The following is a 21,071-nucleotide window of genomic DNA, read 5'->3' on the forward strand; positions in this document are numbered from 1 at the left end:
ATCATACCTTTGGATTACCGGTTATGGTCCTGTTGACTTGTGCATTCCCGCCTGTTGCACCATCCCGTTTATAATTTATATTGAAATGAAAACGCTGAAAGACCATATTAAACGTACCATTTCCGTTACGGAAAATGAGTTGGAGTATATGGTACAGTCATTTCAGCCAATGACCCTGGAAAAGGAAACCCACCTGATAAAGGCCGGACAGTACTGTGATAACTATTATTTTGTTGAAAGCGGTTCGCTCCGGATTTATACCATGGTCGATAACCTAATAGTGACCAACTGGTTTGCTTTTGAAGGTAATTTCTTTACCGATCTCGAAAGTTATACTTTTCAGTGCCAGGCAAAGTTTAATATCCAGGCTATTGAGAATTGCTCCTTATTATATATATCCAGAAATAATATGAATGTGTTGCTGCAGCAATACCCTGCCTGGGGTGAGCTGGTACGCAAAACCTGGGAGCAGGCCTTCCTGCGGTTATCGCAAATTGTTTTATCGGTTCAAACCATTTCGGCCAAGGGACGGTATGAGCAATTGTTCAATCACCAGGAACTGATACAAAAGACCCCGCCCAAAGAACTGGTTTCCCTGCTGAGTATCACTGATTCCCCCTTAAGTAAGAAATAATTGGAAATGAGGTTGATGGTCCGATGCCCACACGACTGGGCACCGGCCATTCGTTATCATTGGTTTTTCAAATAAGTCAAAATGATAAGCTCATAAACGTACATTTCATGAGTGTGAAATCCCTGAATGTATGTAGAATAATTCATTGGGAAGGAATGAAGCTACAAGGGGCGCTCTTAAAGGGGGATAAGTAATAAACTGAATGTTTTCAGGAGCTGGGGATGATCAACCTAAGTTACGTAAAATTTGGATATAGCCAAAAAGCCAGGTTGAAAAGTTGTCGGGTTGACAAGTTAACCCGACAACTAAGAGTATATATTGAGGTCGCTGTCGTTTTTGTTGCGTTTGTTGTTGAGGAAAAAAGATAATATTATGCCAATCATTACTATGCCGGTGATAATAGGGAAAGCTATTGGATTCATAATTCCGTCTGTTTTATGAATGATTAGACGGTTAATGCCGGCTGATATTGTTAACCGTTTGTAAGTTTTTAGTTAACAAGGACTCCTTCGCAAAAAAAAACGGAGCGGGTGGCATGTTTCCCGCTCCGGGATAACTTTGCAGATCTGCAACTTGCTGCTGCTGAGATGAGGAATGGTATAAAATAAAAAACCTGTCAGGTAAAAACCTTGTATTATGCATAGGCATTCTATGCACACTACGGTTTAACCTGACAGGGAATATTAGCTAATTAACAGGACACAAAAACTACTACTTGATGAACTGACGGGTGATCTTTTTCTCCCCTTTAGTAAACATCAAAGTATATACACCTGGAGTCAAAGAAGATACATTGATCTTGTTTGAAGCTGCACGTGCAGACATTACCACTTTACCCATGATATCGAAAATTCTGATGATACCACCGTCCAACGACTCACTGCTTTGGATATTCAGTTGTTGTTGTACCGGATTAGGATAAATGTTGAATGCTTTAACGCCCTGGATAGAAGCATCAACCAGACCGTTTATTGCTTCCATGCGGGTAGTTTGTTTTGTAGTAGTTGTTACCGGCGTGATACGAACCCAGTTCAGGTTCCAGCCACTTGCCTGTGCGTACACACCAAAGTTGTATGTACCGGCATTAACGGTAACGTTTTGAGAAATGGTTGTCCAGTTCTGCCATCCGCCTGTGCTCGGCACATCGATCTGACCCAGTTGAATAGAACCGGCGTTCAGGTCGCAAGATACCCGGCCACCACCATTTAAGCTGGCAACACGGTATTCAACTTTGTAAGTACCGGTAACAGGGAAGTTGATGTTGTAGAAAGCCATCCAATCGCCCTGATCGATCCAACCTACGTCCTGGCCACCATCTGTATCAGTAGTTGCTTCTGTTTGAACACCAGACATAGTGCTATAGCTTTCAGCCTGGATCAGCACACCACTGGTTGGAGGAGGAGTAGTGGTTGTATCTTTACCATATACTTCAAATTCATACAAAGAATAACCCCATTCAGTACCACGGGCAGTACCAGTCAAACGAACATATCTGCCGGTATTGGTTAAACCTGTATAGTCATTGGTAAGTGAAGTATTACCAGTAACGGTTTTAACATTGCTCCAGGTTGCATTGTCTGAAGAAACTTCCAATACGAAGTTTTTAGCATAAGCAGCTTCCCACAGCAATCTGATCTCGGAGATGTTATATGGTTTGCCCAGGTCGATGGTGATCACTTGTGGATCAACAGCCAATACAGATGACCAGCGGGTAGCTGTATTGCCATCAACTGCAAAATTACCTGCATACTGGCTTTCTTCAACAGAAGATACCGTTACAGTTTTGTTGAGGGCGATGTTGGTGCCGGTTGGAGGAGGATTTGTACCGCCGCCACCTCTTGTCAGTACTACGTCGTGAATAGCTGACAGTAATGAATTTGCACCGGTAGCATCGTTGCTCAGTTCCCAGATCATGATACCGTTACCATTGTCGAACGCCAGGTTGGTTTTGTTTTTGATGGTAGTGATACCATTGTAGCCAATGCCATTATAGGTGTCGTTGTATGGGTTGGCACCACGAGCCAGCAGATCAACATAAGCTATTGAACCGGGACGACCGTAGAAGGGAACACCCAGGATACATTTTTCTTTGGGTAAACCACGGCCTCTCCAATAGTTCATTGATTGTTGACCATACGCAAAAGTTGAGTGTTGGTAGTCGTTGTAGTCATAAGCCATCAGGTTCAAAAAGTCAACTACATTGAACACCCCGTTCAGGATGCTTGAACCACCATCACCTACTACAGCAGCAGTCAGCAATTTGCCACGGCTGTGCATTTCGTTGCTCAGGGTAGTCATCAATGTAAGGTAGTTGTTAGCTGACTGACCAGCTCTTGGGTATTCCCAGTCGATGTCAATACCATCGAGGTTGTACTGGTTAACGAAATTGATCATAGCCTGTACAAACGTGTTACGGTTTGTGCTGTTACCGGCCATTGCTTCAAAATTATCAGTATTACCATCGTTCCAGCCACCTACAGAGATCATCACTTTTACGCCATTGGCATGTCCCTTTGATACCAGGCTTGATAGTTTTCCAGGATTGTCTAATCCTTGCAAAGTGCCGTTGCCGTTACAGTTCAGGAAGGCGTAGTTGATGTGTGTTACCTTACTGTATTGTATGGCATTCACATCACCAGCCCATGAGGGCATGTAGCCAACTACTTTGAACTGGGCAGATGCGCGTTCTACGCCTGCCAGCATGAGAAGAGCAAGGAAGATCTTTCCCGGTAGATTTTTCTTCATGATTTTAGATTTTTGATTTTACAGGTTCGGAAAATGGTTTATTTCACAAACTCTTTGGTGATCCTTGTTTTGTTTTTTGTAAATACCAGGGTGTATATGCCTGGTGCCAGTGCAGATACATCAACGTGGTTAGAAGCGGGTCTTGCCGTCATAACCTGTTTGCCGCTGAGATCAAAGATGCGAACGAGACCGCCCGACAATGATTCGCCGCTGCTGATGTTCAATTGTTGTTTTACCGGGTTGGGGTAGATAGTGAACGCTTTTCCTGATTGTACAGGATTTTCAACCAGGTTGTTTACCTGTGCTGTTTGTCTTGCGCCACTCAGCGGAGTGATGCGGATCCAGTTCAGGTTCCAGCCGCCGGCAACAGCGTAAATGCCTGGTGTATACGTACCGGCATTTACAAATACGGTATGAGAAATAGTGGTCCAGTTTTGCCAGCCACCAGTATTGGGTACATCCAGTTGGCCGAGAACAATTGAACCGGCGTTCAGGTCTGCCGATAAACGGCCGCCACCATTCTGGCTCGCTACGCGGTATTCTATTTGATAGTTCCCGGTTGTTGGGAATACAAGGGGAGAATAAGCCATCCAGTCGTCGGCATCTATCCAGCCTACGTCTTGCCCGCCACCTGCATCGGTAGTTGCTTCCAGTTGCACGCCCGACATGCTGCCATAGCTTTCAGCCTGGATCGTAGTGCTGGTGCCCGGGTTAGTAGGAGGGGTGCCACCGGCATCCTGGTACACTTTCACATAATCAACATACATTTTAGCAGGGAAACCATTCAGGTCAACATTGAAGCCGGGCCAGTTACCACCAACAGCCATATTTAATAAAATGAACTGTTTGTTCTGGAACTCGCTGGTGCCGTTGATGCCGCCACCAATATAAATTTCATGGAATTTATTACCATCCACAAACCAACGGATGTAGTTGGCATCCCATTCAATACTATAGTCATGATAATCTGTAACGGTTACAGCAATGTTATTGCCGTAAGAAGCGTGTTGGTTATTGTTATCAGACCAGTGTACAGTACCATAGTTTCTTTGTTCGGCATTGATGTGTTCCATGATGTCGATCTCACCACAGGCCGGCCAGCCGGCACCGGTAGAGATGTTGTCGCCTAACATCCAAAAGGCAGGCCAGATGCCTGAGAACGCCGGCATTTTGATACGGGCTACTATCTTGCCGTATTTCCATGATTTTTTGTTCTGCGTGGTCATACGGGCAGAGGTATAGTTAAAACCGCCAAATGACTCGCGTTTGGCGGTGATCACTAACTGTCCGTTCTCCACAGTGGCATTCTCGCGACGGTAATACTCCAGTTCGTTGTTACCCCAGCCGCCACTGCCGTTGCCAGTTTCAAAATTCCAATCGGCGCTGATGCCGTTGGTGAACTCATCCTGCCACACAAGCTGCCAGTTCTGTGCCTGTGAGCTTTTTTGTAATGTTAATGCGCCCAATAATAAACAAGCGGGTAAAAACTTTTTCATAGACAATAGCTTTGAGGGTGTTTAATGTTTTTAATAATAAGCAATCGTGAATACGGCTTATAGCAATAAGCCAGCCCGGCAACGGGTAACGGGTAACACATAACGATAACAAGCTGCCGGCAGGTAATAGACATACCTTCGGCATAACCCGAAACCAGTTACATGCAACCTGCAACCTGAAACAAGTCAAGCTTATTACACAATCGCACGCCAGGTGCAACTGGTAACAAATATGAAAGGGGAAAAAAATATGGCTATGCTATACAGTACAAGGGAAGCGGGTCAACTACCCACTTAAGTGCTAAGGGATGCTCTACAACTTTATTACTACTTACAGCAAGTGATTTCTACAAAGAAGGTATTAGGCAAAAACCACTCCAATTAATTCAAAACGCTAAAACGTTTATAATTTTTCAAGGCTAAAAATGAAACAGGTGATGAAAAAGAGTAAAATTACTCGCTGCGTTCAGCACCAGATCCGGACAAGGTTTAGGATAAGGTTAGGTTAGCAATGGACCCTACTATAACAATATAGCAGACTTAAACCTTAAGAATTGTCAATAATAAAATTGCCTGTATGGATGTATATATATTCTGCTGTGATAATCAGTCTATCTATAACGGAGATCTATAATGTGGAAAAAAATAAACCAGCTTTCATAATCAAAGTTTATTAAACAGTTTTTACTTTGCAACTGCTTCTACAATTATATTACTGCAATTACTAATTACCTTCTTCGATTGTTGCGGATAACGCTTAATGCCAAACATGGAATGCCAGATGCATAGTGTATAAGCATTACATGCCCGCATCCACATTAATCCTTTGTTATTTCCCCTTATTGCTTACAGCTGTTCCTGTTTCTTTTCGCAAGCGGCAAACACCTCATTTTGTCTGAAGTGTTTTGTCTGTTGCGCTGAGTAGCCGGCTTAATCATGGGCTTCAAACGTTGGTGGTCAACGTTAGGCCACTGCTATGCCCGTACAGGAATTGATGACCCAATTTATTGTTTCTAATTATAGTATGTATTGTTAATTTAAAAAATGCCTACAGTATGAAAGTGTTGTCTACCCTGCGCAAATGGCGCCACTGGCGAAGTTTGCAGTATGTTCAACTGGCTATTTTACTTTGTTTTTTCTCTACTGCGCACGCGCAGGTGAGTCCTTCGGTGCCGGCTACTACAGCCCAGCACAACAAACAGGTGATTGGTTATATTACACAATGGGATGCCTGGAAAGATGTGGCAAACCTGGTTCCCAAAGGTGGTTATAACCATTTGAACGTGGATTATTCCCAGTACACCATTTTGAACTTCTCATTCTTTGGCGTGGCCCAGGATGGTTCATTGCACAGTGGTGATTTTCGCAACAAGAATATTTACCAGGTAGGCGCTGTTCAGGCCCCTGCTCCCTTGCTGAATGAAGACATTTACAGCAGCTGGGACCTGTACCTGCTGTATGGTGAACTGGAAACCCTGTATTACATTTCTGATGGCAGTTATGCCTACAACCAGGGCTATCGCAATGAAGGCGCCGGTTGGAAGAATGTAAATACCGGCAAAACCGGTGCTTTTCCTTTGGCCATTCATAAACAAGGTGGTCAACCGGGTTTATTGGACCTGGCTCATTCAAAAGGCGTAAAAGTAATGGCCTCTGTTGGTGGCTGGAGCATGTGTAAGCACTATCCGGAAGTAGCTGCCGATGCTGCCAAACGCGCCAAATTCGTGGCCAACTGTAAAGACCTGATCGCAATGGGTTTTGATGGCATCGATTTCGACTGGGAATATCCTAACGATCCCGGTATGAACATTGAGCACTACAGTGCCAATGATTATAACAACTTTGCCACACTGGCTGAAGAAGTACGGGCTGCCATCGGCAGCAGCAAACTGATCACTGCCTGTTTCTCGGCCGTGCCTTCCAAGCTGAGCGGTTTTAACTGGACCCGCCTGAACAACGTACTCAACTACATAGACATGATGACGTATGACTATAACGGTGGTTGGAGCAACAAGGCTGGTCACAATGCGCCATTATATGATTATCCCGGCATGGAATACCAGGGTTTTTCATTGGATGGAACCGTAAAAGGATTGAAGAACCTGGGTGTTAACATGAGCAAGGTTACTTTGGGTGCTCCTTTTTATGGAAGAGGTGTTGTTTGCAGCAGCACCGGTGCACTGAATGGTGCTACCACCAAACGTGCTGAAACTGTTCAACCCGATGGTCCTGTTCAAACCTGCGCCGACTATACCAACTGGCAAAAAGACCTGTGGGATGGTACGCCTCCTTACAGCTATATTTTGCAGACTACCGGCAGCGGTTCTGGCTGGACAGACTATTGGGACGATAACGCCAAGGTTCCTTACAAAGTAAAAGGAAACTATTTCCTGAGCTATGATAACGAACGTTCAATTGAAGCGAAAGCGCAATATATAAAAGACCAGGGACTGGCCGGGGTAATTGTATGGCAGGTATACGGTGATATGACCGACATGACCACCAGCACCTCTGGCACCAAACTGATCTTCTGTGCCAATACCAAATCAAAACTGGTAAACAAGATCAACCAGGTGTTTGCCAATGGCAGCACCGGCAACCAGTTGCCAACTGTGTCTATTGCTTCACCTGCCAACAACGCTGCGTTCAATGCACCAGCTAACATTACGCTTACTGCTAATGCAGCCGATGCGGATGGCAGCATTTCAAAGGTGGAGTTCTACAATGGCGGTACCAGCATTGGTTCCGTTACTGCTTCTCCTTATACTGTTAACTGGAACAATGTAGCAGCCGGTACATATACCGTTACTGCTATTGCTACCGATAACACCGGTGCTACTACTACCTCAGCAGCCATTACCGTAAAAGTAAATGGTTCTACAGGTAACCAGGCGCCAACGGTGTCGATCACTGCGCCTACAAGCGGTTCAACCTTTACTGCACCAGCCAGTATTACACTCACGGCCAGTGCAGCTGACGCTGACGGAACCGTGTCAAAAGTAGAGTACTTCAATGGTGCTACCAGCCTTGGTGCAGCCACTACTGCTCCGTATACAATTAACTGGAGCAGTGTAGATGCCGGCAATTATTCAATCACGGCAAAAGCTACCGATAACAGCGGTGCTACTACCACTTCAGCTCCCGTAACATTTACGGTGAACACCAATACAGGTGGCGGCAACACCAGCAAAGTGCTGGTAGGCTACTGGCACAACTGGGGTACTACCTCCGGTACACCGCCGTACATCCGGTTACGCGATGTGAATCCTAAATACAATGTAATTCAGATTGCCTTCGGCGTTACCTCAGGCGATCAGGCTACTGTAGTCTTCACACCAGAAGGTACTTCAGTGGCTGATTTCAAAGCCGATATTGCCACGCTGCAATCACAGGGCAGAAAAGTACTGTTGTCACTGGGGGGTGAGAACGGTATACTGCAATTGAATACAACCGCAGCAAAAACTTCATTTGTGAATTCAATGAAGTCGCTGATGGACCAATATAACTTCGATGGTTTTGATCTTGACCTTGAAGGCGGTTCAAACCTGGTACTGAACAATGGCGATAATAACTTCATGAGCCCAACTACCCCTAAAGTAGTGAACCTGATCGCCGGCGTGAAAGAGATCATCAGTTACCGCAAAGGCCTGGGTAAAGATTGCTGGCTGACCATGGCGCCCGAAACTTATTATGTTCAGGCTGCCTACGCGTCAACCTATTCCCCATTGGTAGGTGCTTACCTGCCCTTGATCTATGGCCTGCGTAATGAATTACAGTTCATCCATCCGCAATTGTACAATACCGGTCCAATGACAGGTATGGACAACAAGAACTATACTTCCAGCACGTCAGATTTCATCGTAGCGATGACCGAGATGCTGCTGAGTGGTTTCCCTGTAGCTGGTACCAGCCAGACTTTTCCTGCCTTGCGTGAAGACCAGGTAGCTTTTGGTTTACCTGCTTCTACTTCAGCTGCGGGATCAGGTTACACTGCACCAGCCAATGTGAAGAAAGCGCTGGATTACCTCATCAAAGGACAATCATATGGTGGCGGTTATGTAATGAAGAAAGGAAGCGGTTATCCTAATCTGAGAGGTATCATGACCTGGTCTGTAAACTGGGATAAAGCCAATGGGGATGAATTTGCCAATAATTACTATCCGTACTTCTCTGGCAACACAGGCGGCGGTGGTAACAATGCCCCTGTAGTAAGCATCACTTCACCTGCATCTGGTGCAACCTTCACGGCGCCGGCTACTATCACTATCACGGCATCAGCCAGCGATAACGATGGTACTGTAAGCAAAGTGGAATTCTTTAATGGCGGTACCAAACTGGGTGAAGCTACTTCGGCTCCTTACAGCTATACCTGGACCAATGTAGCTAACGGTACCTATTCACTGACTGCCAGTGCAACTGATAACAAAGGTGCCGTAACCACAACTGGTGCGGTGTCTGTTACTGTAGGTACAGGCGGTGGCGGTACCGGTTGTAATGGCATTGAAGCCTGGAGCGCTACCAAAGTATATAATGGTGGTAACCAGGTGGTGTACAATAACAAAGTGTATGAAGCAAAATGGTGGTCACAAAACGAACAACCTGATCTGAACCTGGGCGATGGTAAAGTGTGGAAATACATCAGTGATTGTAACGGCGGTGGCGGAAACAACAACGCCCCTGTGGTAACGCTGACTTCACCTGCTTCAGGCGCTACTTATACAGCTCCAGCAACCGTGGTTATTTCAGCTACTGCCAGCGACAACGATGGTACGGTAAGCAAAGTGGAGTTCTTCAATGGCGCTGCCAAACTGGGTGAAGCTACTGCAGCTCCATACAGCTATACCTGGACCAACGTAGCCAATGGTACGTACACAATTTCTGCAAAAGCAACTGACAACAGTGGCAATGCAACTACTTCTGCTACAGTAGCCATTACTGTTGGCAGTGGTGGTGGTAATACCGGCAATTGCGCCGGTGTGGCCGAATACCAGCCTTATCCAAAGATCTACAGCAATGGCGACAAAGTAACCTACAATGGCAACCTGTATCAAAGTCTGTCCGATGCCCTGTACAACGTTACACCGGGTACAGCTGACTGGTGGTGGAAACCATTAGGTGCCTGTTCTGTAACAACCAGAACAACGGCAGCAACCAATATGGCAACAACTGTAGGTGGCGCGTCTGTAGTGCCCAACCCGCTTTCCGGTTCAACAGCCCAGGTGTTGAAATATGCTGAAGCCGGCGACCAGCTGGTAATTGAAGTGCAGAACGTGAGCAGTGGTACTTCGGTAAGCAGTCAGTCATATACGGTGTCGGTAACTGGTGTAAGCAGCATCACTATCCCAACAGCGAAACTGACACAAGGCATCTGGATCGTGAAGATCACTAATAAGAAAACCGGTAATGTAAGTACAACCCGGTTAGTGAAACTATAGCATAACAGCAGGATATTGGAAAAACCAAACAAGGAACCGGAAGGGAGGGGCAACCCGAACTTCCATGTTCCTTGTTCTTTTTATTATGGTTCCCGGTTACCAGATTCCAGGTACCGGGTCTTGAGTTTTCAGACCTCTGACTATTAATGGAACACGCCGCATGGAAGGCCTGGTAACCGGAAACCGGCACCAGCTACTTAAACAAGGACAAGCACCAATGTAAACGGAAACTACTTAACAGGCAAATTATTCTTCTTTCATCTGACTCACCAGCCAGGTGATCAAAATGCCCAGCAGCGCAATAATGGCTATTGACCAGCGCAGGTTAAATGCTTCTGCAATGAAACCAACCATGGGCGGCACAATTAAAAAGCCAAAGTAACCAATGGTTGAAACGCCTGCAATAGCCGGTCCTCCACTCATGTGTTTTACTTTACCCGCCATGCTGAACACCATCGGTACTACACACGACAAGCCAAAGCCTGCCATCATAAAACCCAGTCCCGTAGTAACGATATAAGGGAAAATAGCAGCCAGCAATAATCCGGTTAAAATAAACAGCCCGCTGTATTTCAAAACGGCTTTTACGCCAAAGCTGTTGGCGAGTTTATCGCCCAGAAACCGGCCCAGCGTTACTGCCACCATATAAAATGCATAACCCGCAGTAGCTATTTCTTTCGAAGCATGCACGGCTTTTTTCAGGTAAATAGCGCTCCAGTCGTACATGGTACCTTCGCAGGCCATGGCGGCAAAACACATAAAGCCCAGTTTAAGCAGGGCCTTATCAGGCATCCTGAATTTTGTTTTTTGCAAACGCTCATGCGGCTGCGGTTGCTGGTGTACGCTATCCTTGAAGAAGATGATACAAGTCGTGGTCAGTAAAATACAAACCGACAGGAAATGCCAGGAGGGGGGAACGCTGAAAGAAACGAGCAGCGAACCGAGGGCTGCGGCAATAAAACCGGCTACACTCCAAATGGCATGAAACGTGGCAATGATAGAACGGTCGTATAGTTTTTGCACCCCAATAGATTGGGCATTGGCCGAAATATTGAACAGGTTACGGGATGACCCAAAAAAGAACAACACCACCACCAGTTGCCAGGTCTGTTGGGTAAACCCAACCAGGCACAACATAATATTGAACAGAACGGCACCGGCGAACATGATGTAACGGCTGCTGAAACGGCGCAATAGATAACCGGTAACAGGCAGGGTGCACATCAAACCAGCTGGTAAAGCAAAGAGAACCGCACCAAGCTGTCCTTCACTCAAATGCAAATTCTGTTGAATGGTAGGGATGCGGGAGGCCCAGGACGAAAATCCAAAACCTGAAACAAAAAAGAAAACAGCGGTTGCAATACGGGATTTCCGGGGCGAGTCGCTGATTGGAGCACTAGTCATACTAAGAATACAACGAGATTAATGGGTCAATCAATTTATTTATAGGGACGTTTACGGTTCGAGGTTCAGGAAACCTTAAACCTTAAACTTTCAACTCTGAACTTTGAACTTTCAACTTTAAACTGGGAACGCTGAACTAAGCTGTAGCCGCTACTACCAATTTCTTATCAACCATTACCTGTTTTCGATAACCGGTTGGGCTAACGCCTTTGTATTTTTTAAAGATGCGGTTCAAATGGCTTTCGTCAGTGAAATGTAATTCAAAGGCAATCTCGTTAATACGCATATCGCTGTGGATCAGTCTTGCTTCTACCAGCCTGAGTTTGTAGTTGGTGATGTAGGTTTGTAAGGTTTCGCCGGTATGCTTTTTAAAATATTCGCTGAGGTAATTGACGGAGATCTGAAAGGCGTTGGCAATCTGCTCTGCCTTTAATAATTCGGGTTTATAAATATTGGACTGCACATAATGGATGATCTTTAGTGTAGTATCATCATTATTGGCATCGGGTTTCATGCGCTTGGGTACCTTTATATATATGTTGCGGGCCACAATTGAGATCACCGTGTTCACTATCTGATGAATGATCTCCTGGTGATAGGGTTCTTTATTGATGTGTTCTTTTATCAATCCGTCTATCAATGCCTTTACCAGTACGCGATCGCTCATCCCTTTCAAGATGCAGCCGGGTGAATGGGTGGTGTTATGGAAAATGTATTCCAGCTTATTGATCCATTCTTTTTGCAGGCTGTTGGCCTGTTCGTTTTGCGACTTGAAATAGATGTCATTGAAACGGATCAGGAAAAATTTTGTAGTTGTTTTAACAGTTACTTTATGCACGTCCTGGGGGGTAAGCAGAAACAAATGACCGTTGCAATACTCGAATTTATTTTTATTAATGCAGTGAGTGCCAGTGCCGTCGATGATATAAACCAGTTCAAAGAAGTTGTGCTTGTGGGCAGGTTTCAGCACTTCATCGGTCTCCTTGTAAACGATCTCGAAGGGATGGTGGAGGTGTTCTACGTTCATACCTGTAAATGTACAGAATAAACCCAAAATTGTACAAGTGAATATCCGGCAGGTATTTGCAATTTTACAGTCCTATAGCAAACATGTATATCCTGAACATTTGTCCAATCATTGATAACCTGCCTGATGAACAGGGACAAACATAACGACCCTGCTACGATGCAGCCATTAAAATCAGATTAAAAAAGCGAAGTATATCTTCTTCTGTATAGAAGAGACGTTCCTTCGTTAACGCTCAATTAACAACCAAACATGTTCTTACGCGAAAGAAGTTATGGGTTAAGATCTCTAAATACATCAACAACCCAAAAAAGTACTATGCGGATTAATGCATTCCCGGCTCTTGCTATAATAGGTTTGCTATTGCTGGGCACTCAGGAAAACGCAACAGCGCAATCAACACAACCGTTGACTTTGTCTGACGCCATTAATACCGGATTAAAAAATTACCAAAGCATACAGGCAAAACGTAGTTACCTGAATGCGTCGACTGCATTGGTGCAAAACACCCGCAATGAGTATTTGCCCAACGTGATCGCCTCCGTACAACAGGATTTTGGTAATATCAACGGTCAATACGGTCCACTGGCGGCAGTAGGTGGTATAGCCGGTGTGTCATCAAGCGGTCCGGTAAGCCCTAACCAAAACTGGAACTCCTCTTTTGGCGGGTTATACTTTTTAAATACCAACTGGGAAGTATATTCATTTGGCCGGTTGAAATCAAAGATCAACCTGGCTACCGCACAGGTGCAACGTGATTCAGCCGATCTGATGCAGGAACAGTTTATCCAAAGCGTAAAAATTGCCGGTGCTTATTTAAACCTGCTTACCGCTCAACGTTTGTTGAAGACAGCAGAATCAAATCTTGACCGGGCTTTATATGTAAAAGAAGTGGTTACGGCGCGTACCCGTACCGGTTTAAATGCCGGCGTTGATTCCTCCATCGCTAATTCGGAAGTATCACGGGCGCGGCTGGCCATCATCGATGCCCGGAACAGCGAACTGCAATATCGTAACCTGCTGGCGCAGTTGCTAAACGTACCCCCTACAGCGTTTAGCCTCGATACTACCTATATAAATAAGGCGCCGGTTGAGCTCAACACCAATGTGGCTATTTCTCAAAACCCACAGGTGAAGTTCTTCCAGGCACGCATCAATCAAAGCGACTATACCGCTGCGTACCTCAAGAGAAGTATTTTACCGGGTTTGAACTTGTTTGGTATTATTCAAACCAAGGGTTCCGGATTCGATTATACGTATACACCTACCAATCCCAAATATTCACACGATTATTTTGAAGGCATAAAACCTACCCGTACCAACTATGTGGCCGGGGTGTCTATTGCCTGGAATATTACCAGCCTGGCAAAAATAAAGAACCAGGTAAAAGCACAGCAGTTCCTTACTGAAGCTTATAAAAATGAATACGAACTGGTGACCACCCAACTGCAGGACCAACTGGTACTGGCCGATCAGCGCATTCAGAACAGTTTGCAAAGTGTGCAGGAAGTACCGGTACAATTCAAAGCGGCTTCCGATGCCTATTTGCAAAAAAGCGTTTTATATAAAAATGGATTGACCAACATCGTTGACGTACAACAGGCGCAATATGCATTGAACCGGGCCGAAGCAGATCTGAATGTGGCCTATATTAATGTATGGCAGTCGTTGTTACTGAAAGCAGCCTCTGCCGGCGATTTCGACCTTTTTGTAAAACAAGTTAAGTAAGAGACAAGGCAATAAGACCAGGCAACAAGGCGTGCCACGGTTCAAAACCATGACATGCCTGGAAAGTTAGACAATAGACAAAAGTTAGTATTCCCTAAATAGAGTTTATGAATCTGATTAGATTAGCATTACGGAAACCCATAACGATACTGGTGTTGGTAGCGGGGTTGTGCTTTTTTGGTGTTAGCGCCGTGCGGAGCATCAAAATAGACATCTTCCCTTCTCTCGATCTGCCCGTTATTTATATTTCCCACCCATTTGGTGGTTATACCCCTACCCAAATGGAAGCCTTCTTCGGTAAGAACTATGTGAACCTGTTGTTGTATGTATCTGGTGTAAAAAGCATCGAGACAAAAAATATTCAGGGTCTAACGTTGATGAAGCTGTCCTTCTATCCCGGAACCAATATGGCCCAGGCTGCAGCGGAGGTCAGCGCTTACTCCAACCGTGCGCAGGCGATCTTCCCCAATGGATCGCAGCCACCGTTTATCCTGCGGTTCGATGCTTCCACGCTGCCGGTGGGGCAGCTGGTGTTAAGCAGTCCTACCCGTAGCAATAACGAACTGATGGACCTGGCCAACGTATATGTGCGTTCTGCCTTTACCTCTATTCCAGGTCTGGTTTCACCGGCGCCTTTTGGTGGTAACGTTCGTACCATCGTAATTAAAGCCGACCCCGAGTTGCTGCGCGCGCACAATATGACGCCCGATCAGCTGGTGGCCGCCATTCGTATCAACAACCAAACGACGCCTTCCGGTAACGTACGTATCGGTGATAAGAACTATATTACCCCTACCAATACCCTCATCAAAACCGTAAAAGATTTTGAGAACATTCCTTTATTTAAAGGCAGTGTTCAGAACGTGTATCTGCGGGATGTGGCCACAGTAGAAGATGGTGCAGATATTACTTCCGGTTTCGCCCTGGTAAATGGAAAACGCTCGGTATACCTGCCCATTACCAAATCGGCCGATGCCAGTACCTGGGAAGTGGTGCAGAACCTGAAAAAGGCGATGCCTAAATTCCAGGCCCAGCTACCAGATGATGTAAAACTGTCGTATGAATTCGACCAGTCGGTATATGTAATTAACTCGGTAAAGAGTTTGATCTCTGAAGGTGCCATTGGCGCCATTCTTACCGGTTTAATGGTGTTGTTGTTCCTGGGTGATGCCCGGGGTGCGTTGATCGTGATCCTGACCATTCCTACTTCTATTATCTCAGGCGTGTTGTTCCTGTCGCTGTTCCATCAAACCATCAATATCATGACGCTGAGTGGTCTGTCGCTCGCCATTGGTATCCTGGTCGATGAATCGACGGTGACGATAGAAAATATACACCAGCACTTTGCCATGGGCAAGTCGAAGGCGACGGCCATCTGGGATGCGTGTAAGGAAATAGCCTTTCCCAAATTGCTGATCCTGTTGTGTATTCTGGCGGTTTTTGCGCCGGCGTTCACGATGGGCGGTATCCCGGGTTCTTTGTTCCTGCCGCTGGCCCTGGCCATTGCATTCTCCATGATCACTTCTTATTTCCTGGCGCAAACATTCGTGCCTATTCTGGCCAACTGGATCATGAAAGCACACCCTGCCAATCATGATTCCCAGGAGAAAATGCATGCCGCCATTGCCGGTGACCATGATACCTGGGACCAAAAGAAAATGCTGCTGGAAAAAGAAGAGAAGGATCTGAGCCGTTTTGAAAAACTGCGGAACCGCTTCCTGCGTTTCCTGGGCCGTTTGTATGTGGTGCGGAAACCAGTGGTGATTGCCTATGTGGTACTGGTAAGTGGTGCAGCGGTACTATTGCTGAATAGCATCGGCCGCGACGTACTGCCCCAAACCAACAGCGGACAGTTCCAGCTTCGGTTACGCGCACCAGAGGGCACCCGTATTGAACGTACGGAAGGATACATGCTGAAAGCCCTGGCCAACCTGGATGAGCTGGTAGGCAAAAAGAATATTTCGGTTACCTCGGCTTATATTGGGCAACACCCCGGTTTGTTCAGTACCAGCCCTATTTACCTGTTTATGCCCGGGCCCAATGAAGCGGTGGTGCAGGTACAGTTGAGCGAAGAATATGAGGAAAACCTGGATAAGCTGAAAGAAAGGATCAGGGAGAAACTGGCCACTACCATGCCCGATGTGAAATTATCGTTTGAACCTATTCAGTTAACCGATAAGATCCTGAGCCAGGGTTCACCCACTCCTATAGAAGTACGTATTGCGGGTAGAAATAAAAAGCAAAACGAGGCATATGCCAATAAGGTAATTGCCAAATTAAAAGAGATCTCTTATCTGCGTGATGTGCAGCTGGGTCAAAGCACCAAGTACCCCGCGCTCAATATCAATATTGACCGGAACAAGGCCGCGCAATTGGGCGTAGATGTGAGCGACATCTCGCGTTCGCTGATCACTTCCACCTCATCATCCCGGTATACCGAAAAGAACGTGTGGGTAGATGAAAAATCGAACCTGTCATATGGGGTAATGGTATACGTACCGGAGAATAAAATGACCAGCCTTAACAGCATTGGTGAGGTCCCTGTGCTGACCAATCAACCACGCCCTGTATTAAGTGATGTGGCTACCATAACTCCCGATACAACATACGGCGAAAACGATAACCTGGGTGCTATGCCTGTGTTAAGCGTTACCGCCAATATAAATCATAAAGACCTTGGTTCTGCAGCGCGTGATGTACAGAAAGCCCTGGCATCGATGGGTGAATTGCCACGCGGTTTAACCATTGAACCAATAGGTTTAACGAACGTATTGACCGATACGCTGGATAGCTTACAGAGCGGTTTGTTAGTAGCTATCGTAGTGATCTTCCTGATGCTGGCAGCGAACTTCCAGTCGTTCAAAGTATCACTGGTGATCCTGGCCACCATTCCGGCGGTAATTCTTGGGTCACTGATCATGCTGACAATGACCGGTTCTACCCTTAACCTGCAATCGTATATGGGTATCATCATGTCGGTGGGGGTATCCATTGCCAACTCGGTACTGTTAATTACCAATGCAGAACACCTGCGGTTACACAATGGCAATGCCTGGGAATCGGCCCGGGAAGCAGCCGCACTGCGGTTACGCCCTATCCTGATGACCACCATTGCGATGGTGGCTGGTATGATCCCGATGGCTTCAGGTTTGGGTGAAGGCGGTGATCAGGCTTCGCCGCTGGGACGTGCCGTTATCGGCGGTTTGATCGCTTCTACTTTCGCGGCCCTGTTTATTCTGCCCATGGTTTTTGCCTGGATGCAGGGTAAAACAACCACCAAATCGGTGTCACTGGACCCAACCGATCAGGAAAGTAAATTTTATGAGGCAGACGCCGTATAGGATTGTAAAACGTTTTTAGTAAATAGTAATTTTGTAAGAATACCATAGAAAACAGCGCATATGCAACTGAGAAATTTAATACATAAAGCAAAGGGTCTGACGTCATTAGTCAATACTCCTTTGGCCCTGATCGCAGGCGTTGGCCTGATGGCTTTATTACCCGCCTGTAAAGAGACCAACGGAGAAGAACCCGCCAAAAATAAAGTGGAAGCCCCCGCTGCTGTACCCGCCCTGGAAACAGTGCCTTTACAAAAAGGCATGCTGTCTACTAATTTGTCGATCCCCGGTGAGCTGATCGCTTTTCAACAGGTTGACCTGTATGCAAAAGAAAACAGCTTTGTAAAAAAGTTGTATGCAGATGTAGGCTCTGAAGTAAAGGCCGGCCAATTGCTGGCTACCATGGAAGCGCCTGAACTGACCTCACTGGAATCAGCTGCCCAGTCAAGATTGAAATCGCAGGAAGCCATTTATATAGCCAGTAAAGCCAATTACGACCGCTTACTGGAAACCAGCAAAACACCGGGTACCGTTTCTCAAAACGACCTGGACCAGGCCCTGGCTAAAAAGAACTCTGATTTTGCACAATGGGATGCGGCAAAAGCGCAGTCCCGCGAAGTTGCCGACAGAAAGGGATACCTGGAGATCAGGGCGCCTTTCAATGGCGTGATCACCACCCGTAACGCCAACCCCGGCGCCTATGTAGGCCCTTCCGGTAAAGGTTCTGAGTTCCCGCTGTTCACCCTGCAGGAGCAAAAGAAATTGCGTTTGGTGATCTATGTTCCGGAAGCGTATAGCGGTTACCTCGATCAACAGGATAAAGTGAACTTTACCGTAAATGCTTTCCCCAACGAAAAATTCACCGCCCAGGTAAAAAGACTGGCTGGCGCACTCGATCTGAAACTGCGTTCTCAACGCATAGAGATGGATGTGGCCAATGAGAAAAAGAGATTATTACCCGGCATGGTATCGAGTGTGAGCATTCCTTTGTCGACTAAGGACAGTTCATTCATTCTGCCTAAATCGGCTGTTGTAAGCTCGCAGGAAAGAGTGTTTGTGATCAGGGTAGTAAATGGAAAAGCGGAATGGGTAGATGTAAAGAAAGGCCGTGAGAATGATGGTAAAGTGGAAGTGTTTGGTGAGTTGACCGGCGGAGATACTATTGTGAAAACAGGTAGTGAGGAAGTGAGAGATGGAAGTGCGGTTAATGTGAAGAAGTAGTTGATAGGGTTGACACGTTTACAAGTTAACACGTCTCAGTTATCAATAAACATAGGAAAAAGCAAAAAGCCTCCCGGTGCATCGGGAGGCTTTTGATTTATCAGGTTTTTCATTTTACTTGCTGTCTGTTAACCTTTCAACCTGTTAACTATTCGCTCATGTAACTGCTTTACAAACTCAGTATTATCGTCGTCATTATACGTGCCATATCCGTCTACTAAAATGCCCAATGCACCTGAGGGGGCTTCAATGGCAAATACAACTGCTTCATCGGCTGGGTCGCTGGGGCCTTCAAACCGGTATACTTCCTTTATCTCAAAATCATCGTGGTCATATTGCTTACCGAGTTGGTCGCAAACAAGCCGGTTATTACTGATATTAAAATCGTGCGAATACCCGCGTTTTTTCAGATCGGCCACTGCTTCGGTGATGGTGTCGTATGCGTACATAGTGAATGTGTTTGGTTCAAAGTTAGGATTCTTTGAAGATTAATTCACTCGCCTGATTGATCTCATCCTGATTGATGGTATGCCCCATATTCTTATAGATCTTTTGAGTAACCTGGGCATGCATGTCTGTCAGAATTTGGGTAGAAGCCAGTACCCGGTCAACCGGAACATGCGGGTCGGGATCGCTGGTACCTATGAAAACAGGCGTTCCTGCAAAATCACCCGAATAATTCTCTTTATAGATCCTGTCGCCGATTAAACCGCCGGTAAAAGCCACGGCACCGCCATATTTGGCAGCATTGCGCGTTACGTATTCCAGCGTTAAACAGGCGCCCTGCGAAAAACCCAGGAAATAGATGTTCTCTGGTTTAATACCGCTTGCCTCGATATCTGCCACTAATTCCTTTACCACTGCCAGCGCGCCCGATAACCAGGGTTCATTGTCTTTTGGCGCAGCCAGAAATGAATAGGGATACCACGTATTGTTGGTAGCCTGGGGCGCAAACAGCGCGAAGTCATTTACCGGCAAATACTGCGCTAAACCCAGAATATCTTCCGCACTGCCGCCACGTCCGTGTAGCATCACCAATGCTTTGGTGGCTTCGCCTGTTTGGTTCCCTGCTTTTATAACTTGTTTTGTGTGCATATTACTGTACCAGTTTGGGTAATACTTTTTCTATCGTTTCCCGATCGCTTTCATATTGCGCGGGCAGTTTCAAATGGGTACCCAATTCATTCACCGGTTCATCTATTGCAAAACCAGGATTATCGGTAGCCAGCTCAAACAACACGCCACCTGGTTCGCGGAAATACAAAGAGTAAAAGTAATTTCGGTCTATTTTCGGTGTTATATTATAACCTTTGCTGGCGATCTTTTCGCGGTATTGCATCAGCAACTGATCGTTCTTTACGCGAAAAGCAACGTGGTGATTGGTACCACCGGCTACCAGTCCATGTGTAACTTCAGGTTCTTCCACCAGATCAACAATGGCGGCGTTTTCGATGGCATCGGTTACAAAGCGATACCGGTTACCTTCCTGCTTCAGTAATTTATAACCGAAGATATCGGTCAGAATGCTGGCGGTAGGTTTTATATTTCGAAGGGTTAACACAATACTGTGAAATCCTTTAATGGCGGTGTCTTTTTTAATGTCGCTGGTTTCCCAGGGAGTGCGGTTGTCGGCACCGGCTTCCACCAGCTGGATGCGCAAACCGTCCGGATCTTCAAAACGAAGGATCTGTTCGCCGAACTGTTCGTCAACCTGTCCGAACCGTACCTGGTGCTTTTCAAACTGATTGCTCCAGAAACCAAGGCTGCCTGCAGGCACCGCATAACCGATATCGGTAGCCATACCGGTACCTAAACGGCCGGGGTGTACGTGCGTCCAGGGAAAGAAGGTAAGAATGGTACCTGGGGTGCCATTTTCATTACCATAATAAAAGTGATACGTGTGCGGGTCATCAAAATTCACGGTTTTCTTTACTAATCTTAAACCAAGCACTTTTGTATAAAAATCGAAATTGCGTTGGGCTTCGCCGGCTATCGCCGTAATGTGATGTATGCCCAGTATTTTATCTTCCATAATTGTTAGTT

The 21,071-nt window shown here is 46.1% G+C and carries 12 protein-coding genes; 5 read left to right on the forward strand and 7 right to left on the reverse strand.

The window, feature by feature from the left end; translation table 11 throughout:
• Positions 1-85: 85 nt before the first annotated feature.
• Positions 86-634 (forward strand): Crp/Fnr family transcriptional regulator, encoded by a 549-nt coding sequence (locus BMX95_RS08625; RefSeq protein WP_133053827.1) that lies wholly within the window; start codon positions 86-88, stop codon positions 632-634.
• Between the two features lie 711 nt (positions 635-1,345).
• Here BMX95_RS08625 and BMX95_RS08635 read toward each other — a convergent pair.
• Together BMX95_RS08635 and BMX95_RS08640 are read right to left on the reverse strand one after the other, a co-directional pair.
• Positions 1,346-3,379, reverse strand: a complete 2,034-nt coding sequence (locus tag BMX95_RS08635; RefSeq protein WP_081197332.1) for a glycosyl hydrolase family 18 protein — start codon at positions 3,377-3,379, stop codon at positions 1,346-1,348.
• Between the two features lie 38 nt (positions 3,380-3,417).
• Positions 3,418-4,875 carry a carbohydrate-binding protein gene (locus tag BMX95_RS08640; protein ID WP_081197333.1) on the reverse strand — a complete coding sequence of 486 codons (1,458 nt, stop codon included), beginning with the start codon at positions 4,873-4,875 and terminating at the stop codon, positions 3,418-3,420.
• A 1,055-nt stretch (positions 4,876-5,930) separates the two neighbouring features.
• Between BMX95_RS08640 and BMX95_RS08645 the strand changes: the two genes are divergently transcribed.
• Positions 5,931-10,310 (forward strand): Ig-like domain-containing protein, encoded by a 4,380-nt coding sequence (locus BMX95_RS08645; RefSeq protein ID WP_081197334.1) that lies wholly within the window; start codon positions 5,931-5,933, stop codon positions 10,308-10,310.
• Between the two features lie 246 nt (positions 10,311-10,556).
• Here BMX95_RS08645 and BMX95_RS08650 read toward each other — a convergent pair whose 3' ends face one another.
• Together BMX95_RS08650 and BMX95_RS08655 are read right to left on the reverse strand one after the other, a co-directional pair.
• On the reverse strand, positions 10,557-11,714 hold the full coding sequence (locus BMX95_RS08650; RefSeq protein WP_081197335.1) for an MFS transporter: 1,158 nt from the start codon (positions 11,712-11,714) through the stop codon (positions 10,557-10,559).
• Positions 11,715-11,850: 136 nt separating this feature from the next.
• Positions 11,851-12,741, reverse strand: a complete 891-nt coding sequence (locus tag BMX95_RS08655; RefSeq protein ID WP_081197336.1) for an AraC family transcriptional regulator — start codon at positions 12,739-12,741, stop codon at positions 11,851-11,853.
• 318 nt (positions 12,742-13,059) lie between these two features.
• On the opposite strand from BMX95_RS08655, the gene BMX95_RS08660 reads away from it, so the two are divergent.
• From BMX95_RS08660 to BMX95_RS08670, 3 genes are all read left to right on the forward strand, one after another.
• The gene (locus BMX95_RS08660; protein WP_165758797.1) at positions 13,060-14,469 is read left to right on the forward strand and encodes a TolC family protein; all 1,410 of its coding nucleotides are present in this window, start codon (positions 13,060-13,062) and stop codon (positions 14,467-14,469) included.
• Between the two features lie 107 nt (positions 14,470-14,576).
• The gene (locus tag BMX95_RS08665) at positions 14,577-17,810 is read left to right on the forward strand and encodes an efflux RND transporter permease subunit (RefSeq protein ID WP_081197338.1); all 3,234 of its coding nucleotides are present in this window, start codon (positions 14,577-14,579) and stop codon (positions 17,808-17,810) included.
• 60 nt (positions 17,811-17,870) lie between these two features.
• On the forward strand, positions 17,871-19,028 hold the full coding sequence (locus tag BMX95_RS08670; RefSeq protein ID WP_081197339.1) for an efflux RND transporter periplasmic adaptor subunit: 1,158 nt from the start codon (positions 17,871-17,873) through the stop codon (positions 19,026-19,028).
• 128 nt (positions 19,029-19,156) lie between these two features.
• Here the strand turns inward: BMX95_RS08670 and BMX95_RS08675 are convergent, their stop codons facing one another.
• The 3 genes from BMX95_RS08675 to BMX95_RS08685 are packed head-to-tail and all read right to left on the reverse strand — an operon-like array spanning position 19,157 to position 21,060.
• Positions 19,157-19,477 carry a hypothetical protein gene (locus tag BMX95_RS08675; RefSeq protein ID WP_081197340.1) on the reverse strand — a complete coding sequence of 107 codons (321 nt, stop codon included), beginning with the start codon at positions 19,475-19,477 and terminating at the stop codon, positions 19,157-19,159.
• Between the two features lie 22 nt (positions 19,478-19,499).
• Positions 19,500-20,123, reverse strand: a complete 624-nt coding sequence (locus BMX95_RS08680) for an alpha/beta hydrolase (protein WP_081197341.1) — start codon at positions 20,121-20,123, stop codon at positions 19,500-19,502.
• Between the two features lies 1 nt (position 20,124).
• Positions 20,125-21,060 carry a ring-cleaving dioxygenase gene (locus BMX95_RS08685; RefSeq protein WP_081197342.1) on the reverse strand — a complete coding sequence of 312 codons (936 nt, stop codon included), beginning with the start codon at positions 21,058-21,060 and terminating at the stop codon, positions 20,125-20,127.
• Between the last annotated feature and the right edge of the window lie 11 nt (positions 21,061-21,071).

This window comes from Niastella yeongjuensis (assembly GCF_900110245.1).
Taxonomy (GTDB): domain Bacteria; phylum Bacteroidota; class Bacteroidia; order Chitinophagales; family Chitinophagaceae; genus Niastella; species Niastella yeongjuensis.

Coding starts and splice junctions, on each gene's coding strand:
- BMX95_RS08625 (WP_133053827.1), top strand. CDS start 86: ATGAAAACGCTGAAAGACCATATTAAACGTACCATTTCCGTTACGGAA.
- BMX95_RS08635 (WP_081197332.1), bottom strand. CDS start 3,379: ATGAAGAAAAATCTACCGGGAAAGATCTTCCTTGCTCTTCTCATGCTG.
- BMX95_RS08640 (WP_081197333.1), bottom strand. CDS start 4,875: ATGAAAAAGTTTTTACCCGCTTGTTTATTATTGGGCGCATTAACATTA.
- BMX95_RS08645 (WP_081197334.1), top strand. CDS start 5,931: ATGAAAGTGTTGTCTACCCTGCGCAAATGGCGCCACTGGCGAAGTTTG.
- BMX95_RS08650 (WP_081197335.1), bottom strand. CDS start 11,714: ATGACTAGTGCTCCAATCAGCGACTCGCCCCGGAAATCCCGTATTGCA.
- BMX95_RS08655 (WP_081197336.1), bottom strand. CDS start 12,741: ATGAACGTAGAACACCTCCACCATCCCTTCGAGATCGTTTACAAGGAG.
- BMX95_RS08660 (WP_165758797.1), top strand. CDS start 13,060: ATGCGGATTAATGCATTCCCGGCTCTTGCTATAATAGGTTTGCTATTG.
- BMX95_RS08665 (WP_081197338.1), top strand. CDS start 14,577: ATGAATCTGATTAGATTAGCATTACGGAAACCCATAACGATACTGGTG.
- BMX95_RS08670 (WP_081197339.1), top strand. CDS start 17,871: ATGCAACTGAGAAATTTAATACATAAAGCAAAGGGTCTGACGTCATTA.
- BMX95_RS08675 (WP_081197340.1), bottom strand. CDS start 19,477: ATGTACGCATACGACACCATCACCGAAGCAGTGGCCGATCTGAAAAAA.
- BMX95_RS08680 (WP_081197341.1), bottom strand. CDS start 20,123: ATGCACACAAAACAAGTTATAAAAGCAGGGAACCAAACAGGCGAAGCC.
- BMX95_RS08685 (WP_081197342.1), bottom strand. CDS start 21,060: ATGGAAGATAAAATACTGGGCATACATCACATTACGGCGATAGCCGGC.